9 protein-coding genes are annotated in these 13,268 nt (G+C 71.8%); 8 read left to right on the forward strand and 1 reads right to left on the reverse strand.

Annotation, left to right across the window (positions count from 1 at the left end):
- Positions 1–3: 3 nt before the first annotated feature.
- The 6 genes from JNO44_RS31360 (at position 4) to JNO44_RS31385 (ending at position 9,116) form a co-directional block, all read left to right on the forward strand.
- Positions 4–1,440, forward strand: a complete 1,437-nt coding sequence (locus JNO44_RS31360) for a biotin transporter BioY (RefSeq protein ID WP_205367076.1) — start codon at positions 4–6, stop codon at positions 1,438–1,440.
- On the forward strand, positions 1,437–1,793 hold the full coding sequence (locus JNO44_RS31365; protein ID WP_205367077.1) for a nucleotide pyrophosphohydrolase: 357 nt from the start codon (positions 1,437–1,439) through the stop codon (positions 1,791–1,793). The genes JNO44_RS31360 and JNO44_RS31365 overlap by 4 nt, the downstream gene beginning before the upstream one ends.
- Positions 1,794–2,289: 496 nt before the next feature.
- The gene (locus tag JNO44_RS31370) at positions 2,290–2,775 is read left to right on the forward strand and encodes a DUF6099 family protein (RefSeq protein ID WP_240167727.1); all 486 of its coding nucleotides are present in this window, start codon (positions 2,290–2,292) and stop codon (positions 2,773–2,775) included.
- 692 nt (positions 2,776–3,467) lie between these two features.
- Entirely contained in the window at positions 3,468–4,391 is a 924-nt protein-coding gene (locus JNO44_RS31375) for an LLM class F420-dependent oxidoreductase (RefSeq protein WP_205367078.1), read from the forward strand.
- A gap of 226 nt (positions 4,392–4,617) precedes the next feature.
- Positions 4,618–6,324, forward strand: a complete 1,707-nt coding sequence (locus JNO44_RS31380; RefSeq protein ID WP_240167728.1) for a 3' terminal RNA ribose 2'-O-methyltransferase Hen1 — start codon at positions 4,618–4,620, stop codon at positions 6,322–6,324.
- Complete coding sequence (locus tag JNO44_RS31385) at positions 6,321–9,116, forward strand: polynucleotide kinase-phosphatase (RefSeq protein ID WP_240167729.1); 2,796 nt, start codon at positions 6,321–6,323, stop codon at positions 9,114–9,116. Before JNO44_RS31380 ends, JNO44_RS31385 begins: the two co-directional genes overlap by 4 nt.
- A gap of 126 nt (positions 9,117–9,242) precedes the next feature.
- Here the strand turns inward: JNO44_RS31385 and JNO44_RS31390 are convergent, their stop codons facing one another.
- Positions 9,243–10,208 carry a GlxA family transcriptional regulator gene (locus JNO44_RS31390; RefSeq protein WP_205367079.1) on the reverse strand — a complete coding sequence of 322 codons (966 nt, stop codon included), beginning with the start codon at positions 10,206–10,208 and terminating at the stop codon, positions 9,243–9,245.
- 95 nt (positions 10,209–10,303) lie between these two features.
- On the opposite strand from JNO44_RS31390, the gene JNO44_RS31395 reads away from it, so the two are divergent.
- Positions 10,304–11,872, forward strand: coding sequence for an MFS transporter (locus JNO44_RS31395; RefSeq protein WP_240167730.1), 1,569 nt, complete (start codon positions 10,304–10,306; stop codon positions 11,870–11,872).
- Positions 11,873–12,028: 156 nt separating this feature from the next.
- Entirely contained in the window at positions 12,029–13,264 is a 1,236-nt protein-coding gene (locus tag JNO44_RS31400; protein ID WP_205367081.1) for an arginine deiminase, read from the forward strand.
- Positions 13,265–13,268 lie beyond the last annotated feature (4 nt).

Consider the following 13,268-nt stretch of genomic DNA (forward strand, 5'->3'; position numbering starts at 1 on the left):
CGCATGGATACCGACAGTCCGCGTCCGGCCGTCATCGAATTACGGCTGTCCGCCTTCAAGTCCCATCGCGGCACCACCCTCCCGCTCGGCCCGTTGACCCTGCTCAGCGGCGACAGCGGAAGCGGCAAGTCCAGTGTGCTGCAGGCGTACGAGATCCTCGCCCGGCTCGGCAGCGGAGACCCACTGGAACGGGCCGTGGGGGTGGTGGCGGGTGGAGCCTCTGCCTGCGTACCGGCTGACGCGCGCCCCGATGACCAGGGGCGGCGCGGCTTCCGTCTCGGCTGTACGGTCGACGGCCCGGTGGGCCCCGTCCACCTCGACCTCGCCGTACAGGCCGAACCCGAACTCCGTATCGTCGGCGAGCGGTTGACGGGTTGCGGCGAGACCTTGCTCACCACCGCTCTCACCGACCCCGCCCGTCCCGCCGTCCAGGCTGCCTGGCACACCGCGGGGGCGACGCCGGTGACCCGTGCGCCGCTGCCCGACGACCGGCTGGCCACCTCCCTCCTCCCGCTGCGTGTGGCGGGCAAGACGGAGGGGCAGCGCCTCGTCCTGGCCGCCGCGGAACAAGTCGTGGTGGCGCTGCGTTCAGCCTTTGTGTGCGATCCGCGACCGGAGGCCATGCGGGGCCAGCCGGCGGATGGCGGTGCGCCTGACGGCGGCATCGGAGGCGGTACGTCCGGCACGGGAGGCGCGGGGCGCGGGGCCGGCACGCGCGCCGGTGGTCGGGGTGGTGGCTCCAGCCGCCCGGGGAAAGGAGGGGGATCCGACGGTTCCGGCGGTACGACGGGTACGCGCGGACGCAAAGGCGCACGGAACGGCGGCGGGGCCAGCGGTTGGGGCGAGGACGCAGAGCGCGACGAAGGACGGCTGCGCTCGTCCTGCGACAACCTGTCCGCCGTACTGGAGCGCACCAGCCGCGAATGCTCCCGGAGGCACGCGGTGCTGGTGGCGGCCGTACGGGCGGCGTGTTCCGGGCCCGTTGACGGGCTGCGCGCGGTTCCCCGGCAGCCGGACGCGGCGACGGCGGCGGACGCCGTGGCCACCGGAGAAGCAGATGGTGCCGCGGTGCAGGGGCGGCAGGCGACTCCGGATCCGCGGGACCTCCGGACCGTCCTCGACCGCGGTGTTCTGGGAGAGATGCCCGTCGAGCAGCTCGGCGACGGCGAACTGAGGTTCCTGGCGCTGGCGCTGGTGCTCCTGACCGGTCCCGGGGTGCTTGCCATGGATCCGGCGGGGGAGATCCCCTTGGCGCTGCAGCAGATGACGGTGATGGCGGACGGCATGGACCGCTGCATGGATCGCCGGCAGGTGCGGGAACTGGTGTCGTTGGCGGTGCGGATGGCCGAACGCGGACACGTCAGGCTGCTGGGCACGGTGCGGGACCCGTCGGTCGCCGAGGGGCTGCCCGAGGTGCAGGTGCTACACCTAGGGGTATGAGTGAGGATCTTCATGCCCTGCAGCGACGCCTGGCCGAGTTCGCGGCCGCCCGGGACTGGCAGCAGTACCACACACCCAAGAACCTGGCCGCGGCGCTCAGCGTCGAGGCCGCGGAACTGGTCGAGATCTTCCAGTGGTTGACGCCGGAGGAGTCGGCGAAGGTGATGTCCGACCCGAAGTCCGCCGGCCGGGTGGCGGACGAGGTCGCGGATGTCCTGGCGTATCTCCTGCAGTTCTGCCAGGCACTGGGGATCGACCCGCTGACCGCGCTCGCCGCGAAGATCGAACGCAATGAGACGCGGTTCCCGGCGGTCCGGCAGGCACCGCCGGACCGGCGGCGGGGCGACGAGTAGCCGTCGGACGGACCTGCGGCGGGCGTCGTCCGAGGGGATACGGCCGGCGGGGTGGGGCAAGGGCCTCCGCCCCGTCGGCTTTTTCGCGCCGGTCCTGGGACGGCTCGCGCTGTCTGCCGCGCGCCGTCCCGTGCGCCACTGCTGCCACTGCGGCCGCTGTCGCCCACACCGCCACCTCCGTGCCGCGCGCCGTGAGTCGTGATTTATGCGGAATGGGAACGGCGTCCAACAGCAGGGATCCCGGTGGCTGGTGTGTCGAAAGTGCTTTGAGTGCCGTACGTGGCGCGATTCATGCTGGGATATGGGTGGGAGCGCAGTCACGTGAGGTGCCCCTGGGGGCCGGAACTTCCGCCGCGACCGTTCCGAAATCGCCTCTCGTCACTCTATGGAGTCATGGATCTTTCCACAGCGCCTTGGTTGTCCACAGATTTGCGAATTCCTCTGGCGTTTTTGGCTGTTGACCCTCACTCTGGGTAGTGGAAGGAGAGCGGGGTGAATGCACATGGAGAAGGAGGGAGGAATGCAGATGGACGCGGTGCGGATCATCGCGGCCAGTCGGCGCAGTCTGGCACAGGCGAACACGGTGCATGACGTGCTCGTCGAGGCGTGGCAGGCGCAAGCCTTGGCAGAGGCGATAGGTAGCCATCTCGCGATATTCGGTCCGTACGAAGTGCGGTCCAGAGCCCGGGGGTTGGGCGATGCGAGCGGGCGGTTCAGCGGGGGACTGCTGTGCTCGACAGCGACCACCGACGGGTTGCGGGCGGCTCAGCTGACCGAGATACGTGACGTCAAGGCAGTCCTTGTCGGCCTCTGCCAACTGCTCCGAGAGGTGTGCGAGGCGCTGGTGGGAGTGGTGATCTCGGCCGAGGAGGAGGGAATGTACTGGACCTGCGTCGAGGCCATGGACACCGCCGACGAATCGAGAGACCACGCCGCCGGAATACTGGAGAAACTGGAGGTACGCGACCGGCACCTTGCCTGACGAAGGGCGGGCCGCCTCCCGCCCTGCCCTCGGGAACCACCATCGGCCCAGCTGGCACCCCATGCTGGCCGACCAGTTCAACCGGCCTTCCCGGGTAGAGGCGCGTCACCCGTGCCCCCGGCAGGCCATGCCCGGAACCGGCATCCGTCCGCGCCCCTCCGGCCCTTGCCCTCGCCTGTTCCCGCTTCCCCTGAACCCCTCCCTCCTCGCCTCCACGTCCCTCCGTGGCTTCGTTCTGGCGGCAGCCAGTAGGTGACACGGATCTGACGGGGCAGGGTCTCGTCACCGTCAACGTGATCGTCGGGTTCCTCGTCACCGTCCTTTCCCTCTCCCGCTTCCTTCTCCTTCCACCTCCCGCCTCCTCTCCCGTTTCTTCTGCGCCCTCGGTACTTGTCGCTGCGCCTTTGCGCGGGTGGGGCAGGCGACCGGGGCCGGGGCCGGGGCTGTGGCCCGGAGCAGGGACGTGGGCTGAGGCAGGGGCGGAGTCGCCTGTCGCGCAAGGCGCCGTGCCGGCGGGGTCTCGTTCTTCACCGCAAGCCCGGTCGCCCGCTCACCCCGCCGGCCAGGCGGCTTCGCTCCGCCCACTCGGCATGCCGGACCGACTACGCACTCCACATATGCCAAAACGAGCCCACCCGATGGGCTGGTAGGCACCGGCGATTGTTTCGCCGACCACCGTGCAGGATGGAGGTATGGATCTACGCATCTTCACCGAGCCCCAGCAGGGGGCTTCCTACGACACCCTTCTGAAGGTCGCCAAGGCCACCGAGGACCTCGGGTTCGACGCCTTCTTCCGCTCCGACCACTACCTGCGGATGGGCAACGTCGACGGGCTGCCCGGTCCGACGGACGCCTGGATCACACTGGCCGGTCTGGCCCGCGAGACCAAGCGCATTCGGCTCGGCACGCTCATGACGGCCGGTACCTTCCGCCTGCCTGGCGTGCTGGCCATCCAGGTGGCCCAGGTCGACCAGATGTCCGGCGGTCGGGTGGAACTCGGCCTCGGCGCAGGGTGGTTCGAGGAGGAGCACAAGGCGTACGGCATCCCGTTCCCCAAGGAGAAGTTCGCGCGGCTTGAGGAGCAGCTGGCGATCGTCACCGGACTGTGGGCCACGGAGGTCGGAAAGGAGTTCTCTTACGACGGGACGCATTACCAGTTGGAGAAGTCGCCCGCGCTGCCCAAGCCCGCCCAGGGCAAGGTGCCGGTGCTGATCGGGGGACACGGCGCGACGCGGACCCCGCGACTGGCGGCGCGGTACGCCGACGAGTTCAACATGCCCTTCGCCTCGCTCGAAGACAGTGAGCGCCAGTTCGGACGGGTGCGGGCGGCCGCCGAAGCCGCTGGGCGCAAGGGTGAGGACCTGGTGTACTCCAACGCTCTGGTCGCCTGTGTCGGCAAGGACGACGCCGAGGTCGCGCGGCGGGCCGCGACCATCGGGCGCGAGGTGGACGAACTCAAGGCCAACGGTCTGGCGGGCTCGCCTGCCGAGGTCGTGGACAAGCTCGGCCGCTACTCCGCCATCGGCGCCTCCCGCGCCTATCTGCAGATCCTGGATCTGGACGACCTGGATCACCTGGAGCTGATCTCCGCGCAGGTTCTGTCCCAGCTGAGCTGACGGTGGGGCCGTGGCGGCCGGCGCGGTATGGCTGTCAGGTGGGGCGGTGCCGTGGGGCCGGCCGCCGTCGGTGCGTTGCCGTAGCGCGGGGAGCGGGGAGCGGAACGCGGGGCGTGGAGTCGCGGGTTGCGGGGTGGGGGGGGAGGGGGAGGGGGAGGGGCGAAGCAGGCGGTAGAGCTGGGAAAATCGGTGGGGAATCAGCGCCGCACACGTCGATACTCAAGGTGTGTTTCTGACCATAACCACCACCGGTACGACCGACCGCCCCGCGACCGACCTCGGGTTTCTGCTGCACAAGCATCCCGATCGGGCGCAACAGTTCTCGACGGCGCACGGCACCGCGCATGTCCTCTACCCGGAGGCCGACGCGGAACGGTGCACGGCGGCGCTGCTGCTGGAGGTCGATCCCGTCGCCCTGGTGCGGCGTGGGCAGGGCAAGGGGCGAGGCGGGGCCCCGGACGCGGCGCTCGGGCGGTATGTGAACGACCGCCCCTACGCGGCGTCGTCGCTGCTGGCGGTGGCGTTGCGGAGTGTTTTCGCGAGCGCGATGAAGGGGCAGTGTGCGGCCCGTCCGGAGCTGGTGGGGTGGCCGATCCCGCTCCGTATCGAGGTGCCGGTGCTGCCCGCTCGCGGCGGCGCGGCGCTGGTGGAGCGGCTGTTCCGGCCGCTGGGCTGGTCGGTGCTGGCCGAGCCGCTGCCGTTGGACGAGACGTTCCCCGAGTGGGGCGACTCGCGCTACGTACGGCTGGTGCTGGAGGGCGCATGTGAACTCGCCGTCGCACTAAGGCACTTGTATGTGCTGCTGCCGGTGCTGGACGACGCCAAGCACTACTGGGTGGCGCCCGACGAGGTCGACAAGTTGCTGCGAGCCGGTGAGGGCTGGCTGGAGCGCCACCCGGAGCAGCGGTTGATCGTCGGCCGCTATCTCGCCCGCCGCCAGTCGCTGACGCGTGAGGCGATGGCGCGGCTGGAGCTGGAGCGGCTCGCCGAAGCGGACGACGCGGCCGTCGAGGAGATCGACAACGCGGTGGACGAGGAGGCGGACACCGAGGAGAAGCCGGTGCCGCTCGCCGTGCGGCGACGGGAGGCGGTCCTCGGAGTGCTGCGCTCGGCCGGAGCCGCCCGGGTCCTCGATCTGGGTTGCGGACAGGGGCAGTTGATCGGCGCGCTCCTCAGGGAAGGGCAGTTCACCGAGATCGTCGGGATGGACGTGTCGATGCGGGCCCTCCAGGAGGCCCGGCGCAGGCTTCGCCTCGACCGGTTGCCGGAGCGACAGGCGCAGCGCGTGCGGCTCGTCCAGGGGTCGCTGGCGTACACGGACAGCAGGCTCAAGGGGTTCGATGCCGCGGTGCTCAGCGAGGTCGTCGAGCATGTGGATCCGGAGCGGCTGCCGGCGCTGGAGTACGCGGTCTTCGGGGTGGCCAGGCCCCGAACGGTCGTGGTGACCACGCCCAACGTCGAGTACAACGTGCGCTGGGAATCGTTGCCCGCCGGGCGGGTGCGGCACGCGGACCACCGGTTCGAGTGGACGCGGGACGAGTTCCGACGCTGGGCGGGGGAGGTCGCCGCGCGGCACGGCTATGCGGTGACGTTCGGCCCGGTGGGGCCGGAGGACCCGGAGGTCGGGCCGCCGACCCAGCTTGCGTGCTTCGTCCGCGAGGGCGGCGAGGAAGGCGTCAAGGGCAGCGAAGGTACGAACGGCAGCAACGGCGTGGGTGTGGATGTGGGTGTGAGCAGGAGTGGGAGCGGAAGCGGGGGATGGGCCTGGGGCGAGAGTGTCGGTGGTGTGGCCGACGGGGGTCACAATGGTGACATCAGGGATGGTCAGGGCATTGGGGTCGGCGATGGCAACAGTGGACCGGGCGATTCCGGCAGTTCCGGTAGTCCTGGCGGTCCTGGCGGTTCCGGCAGTGGGAAGGCGGTAGCGGCATGAGTGAGCCGGACCGTATGTCGGTGTCGCATGTGCTTGCCGTGCCCGATCTGTCGCTGGTGGTGCTGATCGGGGCGACGGGCTCCGGCAAGTCGACCTTCGCCGCCCGGCATTTCAAGCCGACCGAGGTGATCTCGTCGGACTTCTGCCGTGGGCTGGTCAGCGACGACGAGAACGACCAGAGCGCCAGCGGCGATGCGTTCGAGCTGCTGCACTTCATCGTGGGCAAGCGGCTCGCGGCCGGGCGGTTGACGGTGGTGGACGCCACCAATGTGCAGACGGAGTCGCGTGCCCGGCTGGTGCAGCTGGCGCGCGAGCATGACGTCCTGCCGGTGGCGATCGTGCTGGACGTGCCCGAGCGCGTCTGTGCCGAGCGCAACGCGGCGCGTGCCGACCGGGCCGGGCTGCCGCTCCGCGTCATCCAGCGGCACCAGCGTGAACTGCGGCGCTCGCTCGGCAAGTTGGAGCGCGAGGGCTTCCGCAAGGTGCATGTGCTGCGCGGCGAGCGGGAGGCCGAGGCCGCGGAGATCGTCAGGGAGCGGCGGTTCAACGACCTGCGGCACCTCACGGGTCCGTTCGACATCGTCGGCGACATCCACGGGTGCCGCTCCGAACTGGAGACGCTGCTGGGCCGCCTCGGGTACGAGCTCGCCCGGGACGGCCAGGGGCGGGCCGTGGACGCGGTGCACCCCGAGGGACGCACGGCGGTCTTCGTCGGCGACCTCGTCGACCGGGGGCCGGACAGCCCCGGCGTGCTGCGCCTGGTGACGGGAATGGTGGCGGCCGGTCACGCACTGTGCGTTTCCGGGAATCATGAGAACAAGCTCGGACGTTACCTCAACGGTCGCGCTGTTCAGCACACGCACGGTCTCGCCGAGACCATCGAGCAGTTGGAGAAGGAGGACGAGGCGTTCCGCGCCGGGGCCGCGGAGTTCATTCGGGGACTGGTCAGTCACTACGTCCTGGACGGGGGTGGATTGGTGGTGTGCCATGCCGGGCTGCCGGAGAAGTACCACGGCCGCACGTCGGGCCGGGTGCGGTCCTTCGCGCTGTACGGCGACACGACGGGCGAGACCGACGAGTTCGGCCTGCCCGTGCGGTACCCCTGGGCGGAGGAGTACCGCGGCCGCGCCGCCGTCGTCTACGGTCACACCCCGACCCCGCGCGCCGGTTGGGTCAACAACACCATCTGCCTGGACACCGGTTGTGTCTTCGGCGGGAAGCTGACCGCGCTGCGCTGGCCGGAGCGCGAGGTGGTGGACGTGCCGGCGGAGCGCGTCTGGTACGAGCCCGCCAAGCCGCTGGCCGCGGAGGCGCCGGGCGGGGCGGACGGGCGGCCGCTCGATCTGGGCGACGTGGCCGGCCGGCGGGTCGTGGAGACCCGTCACATGGGCCGCCTCGCCGTCAGGGAGGAGAACGCCGCTGCCGCGCTGGAGGTGATGAGCCGCTTCGCGATAGACCCGAGGCTGCTGCCGTATCTCCCGCCGACCATGGCGCCGTGCGCGACCGCCAAGCCGTCCGAGGAGGCGGATGCGCGCGGCGAGGGCTTCCTGGAGCACCCGCGGGAGGCGTTCGCCGAGTACCGGGCGGCGGGCGTCCGTGAAGTGGTCTGCGAGGAGAAGCACATGGGCTCCCGGGCCGTGGTGCTGGTCTGCCGTGACGAGGCGGTGGCCCGCGAGCGGTTCGGGGTGTCGGCGGCGGGAGTCTCGGGTGCGCTGTACACCCGCACCGGGCGTCCGTTCTTCGACGACCGGGAGACGACCGAGCGGATACTGCGGCGGGTCCGCGACTGCGTGGAGCGGGCCGGGCTGTGGTCGGAGCTGGACACCGAATGGCTCGTGGTGGACGCCGAGTTGATGCCGTGGTCCCTCAAGGCGACGGGTCTGCTGCGCACGCAGTACGCGGCGGTCGGTGCGGCCTCCCGGGCGGTGTTCCCGGGGGCGCTCGGCGCGCTGGAGGCGGCGGCCGGCCGCGGGGTCGAGGTGGCGGCGCTGCTCGACCGGCAGCGCGGCCGGGCCGCCGACGCCGCGGCGTTCACCGACGCGTACCGGCGCTACTGCTGGCGGGTGGGGGAGCCTGCGCCGCCGCCCGCGGAGGCCGTGCCGGGGCTGGCCGGGATCCGGCTCGCGCCGTTCCAGATCCTCGCGGTCGAGGGGCGCAGCCTGGCCGGCCTGGCGCACACCGAGCAACTGGCCCTGATCGACCGGCTGATAGCGGCGGATCAGTCGCTGCCGTCGGGGGAGGGCGCGACGGTGGCGGATGCGACGAGGGCAGACGCGACGGGCGAGGGCGCGACGGTGGCGGATCCGACGACGGACGATCCAACGGTGATGGACCCGACGGTGGGGAACGCGCCTGCCGGGTCCGCTGCCGACCGCATACGGTTGCTCGCGCCGACCCGGCGGTTGGTCGTCGACACGGAGGACGAGGCGTCGGTCGCGGCCGGTGTGGAGTGGTGGCTGGACCTGACCGCGGAAGGCGGTGAGGGCATGGTCGTCAAGCCGGTCCGGGCGCTGGTCCGGCAGGCGGACGGCCGGCTCGTCCAGCCGGGCATCAAGTGCCGCGGCCGGGAGTACCTGCGGATCGTCTACGGTCCGGAGTACACCCGCCCGGAGAACCTGCGGCGCCTGCGTGTCCGCCACCTCGGCCACAAGCGTTCGCTGGCCCTGCGCGAGTACGCGCTGGGGCTGGAGGCGCTCGAACGGCTGGCGGACGGGGAGCCGCTCTGGCGGGTGCACGAAGCGGTCTTCGCGGTGCTCGCGCTGGAGTCGGAGCCGGTGGACCCGCGGCTGTAGCGGGGCGCGGCGGGGCGCGGCGAGGAGTCGTCGGCGCGTACGACGTGCCGCGCCCAGGGTCTGGGCCTGGGTCTGGGCCTGGGGCGGGCGAGCCCAGGCCAGGCACAGGGGGGCGCCCCGCCGGTCTCACGCCACCCGTGCCGCCCGGTACGTGCGTCGGTAGTCGACCGGGGGCACGCCCATCGCCCGGGTGAAGTGGCGGCGGAGGTTGGCGGCCGTCCCCAGGCCGGCGATCTCCGCCACCCGGTCCACGGGCAGGTCGGTGCTCTCCAACAACTCCCGTGCCCGTGCGAGGCGTTGGGACTGGAGCCACTGCATCGGCGTGGTCCCGGTCGTGGCGTGGAAACGCCGGACGAGGGTGCGCGGGCTGGTGTGTGCATGCCGGGCGAGGTCGGCGACGGTCAGCGGCTCGCGGAGCCGTTCGGTGGCCCAGTGCAGGACCGGTGCGAGGGAGTCGTCGCGGCGTTCCGGCAGCGGCGTCTCGATGTACTGTGCCTGGCCGCCGGGGCGGTGCGCGGGCGCGACCAGTTGTCGGGCGAGCGAGTTGGCGACGCCGGTGCCGAAGTCCTCGCGGATCAGGTGCAGGCAGACGTCGATGGAGGCGGTGGCGCCCGCGCCGGTGAGCACGTCGCCGTGGTCGACGTACAGGACCGTCGGGTCCACGCTCACCGTCGGATGGCGCTCGGCGAGCAGTGCCGCGTACATCCAGTGCGTGGCGGCGGTCCGGCCGTCGAGCAGCCCGGCCGCGGCGAGGGTGAAGGCGCCCGAGCAGAACGAGACCACGCGCGCGCCGCGACGGTGGGCCTCGCGCAGCGCCGCGACGAGTTCGTCCGGCGGGTCGCCGTGGACGTCGGCGGACGCCGGCACGATGACCGTGTCGGCGGAGACCAACTCCTCGACGCCGTACGGGGTCCGGGTGTTGAACCACGCGCCGGCGAGGCTCGTCTCCCCCGCCCCTTCGCCGATCACGCACACCCGGACGTCGTACCAGTCCGGGGGCGGTTGGAGCCGGTCGAAGCCGAAGATGTGGCAGGGGACGGCGAGTTCGAAGAACGGCATTCCGGCGGTGACGGCGATCGCGAGGGAGGGCATGACGCGAGTGTCGCAGAGCACGTGGCAGAAATGTAGCGGGTGGTGGCAGTACTGCCACTCGTGACGGGGGAGCGCACGGCCGATGCTTGATCGACATGACCACTCCTCTACCGAGCGACCAGGGGACGGGTGCGCCCACGGGCGCGGCCCCCGTTCCCCGCCCCACCGATACCGACGGGCACCCCACCACCCGGGCCACCCGGACCGCCGCCCCGCAGGCCGACGCCTGCGACGCCTCCTCCGCCGCGCGCCAGGCCACTCGCGATCTGCCCGGTTCCACGGCCACCCGCGAAGCCCCCGACCCCCGTCGCTGGCTGATCCTGGCGATCGCCTCCGCGGCGCAGTTCCTCGCCGTGCTCGACCTGATCGCGGTCACCATCGCGTTCCCGGCCATCGGCCAGGACTTCGCGCCGGCGCCGGCCGCCGCGCTCTCCTGGGTCCTCAACGGCTACACCGTCGTGCTCGCCGCGCTCCTCGTGCCCGCCGGCCGAGTCGCCGACGAGGCCGGGCGGCGGCGCTGCTTCCTGGTCGGCATGGTGCTGTTCGGTCTGGCGTCGGCGGCCTGCGGGGCGGCGCCCACGCTCACCCTGCTGATCGTGGCGCGGGTGGTGCAGGGCGTGGCCGCCGCGGTGCTGATCCCCACCTCGCTCTCCCTGGCGCTGCCCGCCTTCCCGGCCCGCGAGCGGGCGACCGCGGTCGGCGCGTGGACGGCGGTCAGCGCGGTGGCGGCGAGTTCGGGCCCGGTGATCGGCGGGCTGCTCGCCGCCGTCGACTGGCGGCTGATCTTCCTGATCAACGTCCCGGTGGTGCTGCTCGCGGTCGTCGCGGGCGTCCGGCTGCTGCCCCGATCGGTACGCGGGCCACGGCAGGCGCTCGACCTGCCTGGCACGGCGCTGGTGCTGGTGTGTGTCGGCGCGCTGGTGACCGCGTTCGTCGAGGCCCCCGAGTGGGGCTACACCGCGCCGGCCACGCTCGCCGTCCTCGCCGCCGGCGTGCTGGCGGGCGTACTGGGCGTCCGCCACGTCCGGCGGGCCGAACATCCCGTCGTGCATCCGGCGCTCTTCCGCACCCCCGGTTTCACTCCGGCCACCCTGGGGCTGCTCGGCTACTTCGTCGCCTACGGGGCGATGATGCTCGCCGCGAGCCTGCTGTTCACCGACGTCTGGCACTACCCGGTGCGGACGGCGGGCCTGGCGATGGCGCCCTGGCCGTTGACCGTGCTGGTGGTCTCGGCGGTCTCCGGCCGGATCGTCGCGGCGGTCGGGAACCGGGGGACGGCGGTGATCGGCGCGCTGTGCTTCGTGGCGGCGGCGCTGTGGTGGTCCGTCCTGGCCGGCGACGGGAGCGGGGGGACGCACTACGCGACGCGGTTCCTGCCCGGACTGATCCTCGCCGGGTGCGGCACCGGGCTCTACCAGCCGGTGATGTTCGCTGCCACGGGATCGCTGCCCAGCGGCCAACTCTCCCTCGGTTCGGGCGTCCTGATGGTGTCCCGGCAGGCCGGTACCGCGCTCGGCGTCGCTGTCCTGATCGCCGCCATGGGCGGCCAGCAGCATCCGGAGCTCGGGGCGCTGCGCGGCGGCTGGATCATCGCGGCGGTGACCTCGGTGGGCGCGGCGGTGGCGGCGCTGGCCCTGGGGCGGGACGGGCAGCCGCGGCGGTAGACGGGAGCGAGGCGCGGCCGGGAGTGACGGGCAGGCGGTAGACGGGAGCAGACGGGGGCGAGGGGAAAGGACGGGCGGGCCGGCCAACACCGCTGGACATTCCCCGACATCCCCCGACTCCCGGCACTTGGCGCCCGGAGCCGACAAGATGGGGAGATGGGATTCCATGTCGACTCAGAGGCCGGGCGGCTGCGCCGGGTGATCCTGCACCGCCCCGATCTGGAACTGAAGCGGCTCACCCCTTCCAACAAGGACACCCTGCTCTTCGACGACGTGCTGTGGGTGCGGCGGGCGCGGGCCGAGCACGACGGGTTCGCGGACGTGCTCCGCGACCGGGGTGTCGAGGTGCACCTCTTCGGGGATCTGCTGGCCGAGAGCCTCCAGATCCCCGAAGCGCGGACGCTTGTCCTGGACCGGGTCTTCGACGAGAAGGAGTACGGGCCGCTGGCGACCGACCACTTGCGGGCGGCGTTCGCCGAACTGCCGGTGCCCGAACTCGTCGAGGCGCTGGTCGGCGGGATGACCAAGCGCGAGTTCCTCGAACGCCACCCCGAACCCACCTCGGTCCGCTTCCACGTGATGGACCTGGACGACTTCCTGCTGGGCCCGCTGCCCAACCACCTCTTCACCCGCGACACCTCCGCCTGGATCTATGACGGCGTGTCGATCAACTCCATGCGCTGGCCAGCCCGGCAGCGCGAGACCGTGCACTACGAGGCCATCTACCACTACCACCCGCTCTTCCGCGACGAAGCGTTCCACGTCTGGTCGGAGGGCCAGGCGGACTTCCCCTCGACGATCGAGGGCGGTGACGTCCTGGTGATGGGCAACGGGGCGGTGCTGATCGGCATGAGCGAGCGCACCACTCCGCAGGCGGTGGAACTCCTGGCCCGCGGGCTGTTCGCGGCGGGATCCGCGCAGACGATCGTGGCGCTGGACATGCCCAAGCGGCGGGCGTTCATGCACCTGGACACCGTGATGACCATGATCGACGGGGATACCTTCACCCAGTACGCGGGCTTGGGCATGCTCCGCTCGTACACCATCGAACCGGGCGCGGGGGCGCAGGACCTCAAGGTCACCGACCATCCGCCGGAGCACATGCACCGCGCCATAGCGGCCTCCCTGGGCCTGTCCGACATCCGGGTGCTCACCGCGACCCAGGACGTGCACTCGGCCGAGCGGGAGCAGTGGGACGACGGCTGCAACGTGCTGGCGGTGGAGCCCGGCGTGGTGGTGGCCTACGAGCGGAACGTCACCACCAACACCTTCCTGCGCAAGCGCGGCATCGAGGTGATCACGATTCCCGGGAGCGAGCTCGGCCGGGGCCGCGGCGGCCCGCGCTGTATGAGCTGCCCGGTGGCCAGGGACGCGGTGCCGGGGATGGGCTGAGCCG

Origin of the sequence: Streptomyces noursei (assembly GCF_016917755.1) — a bacterium.
GTDB classification, from domain to species: domain Bacteria; phylum Actinomycetota; class Actinomycetes; order Streptomycetales; family Streptomycetaceae; genus Streptomyces; species Streptomyces yunnanensis.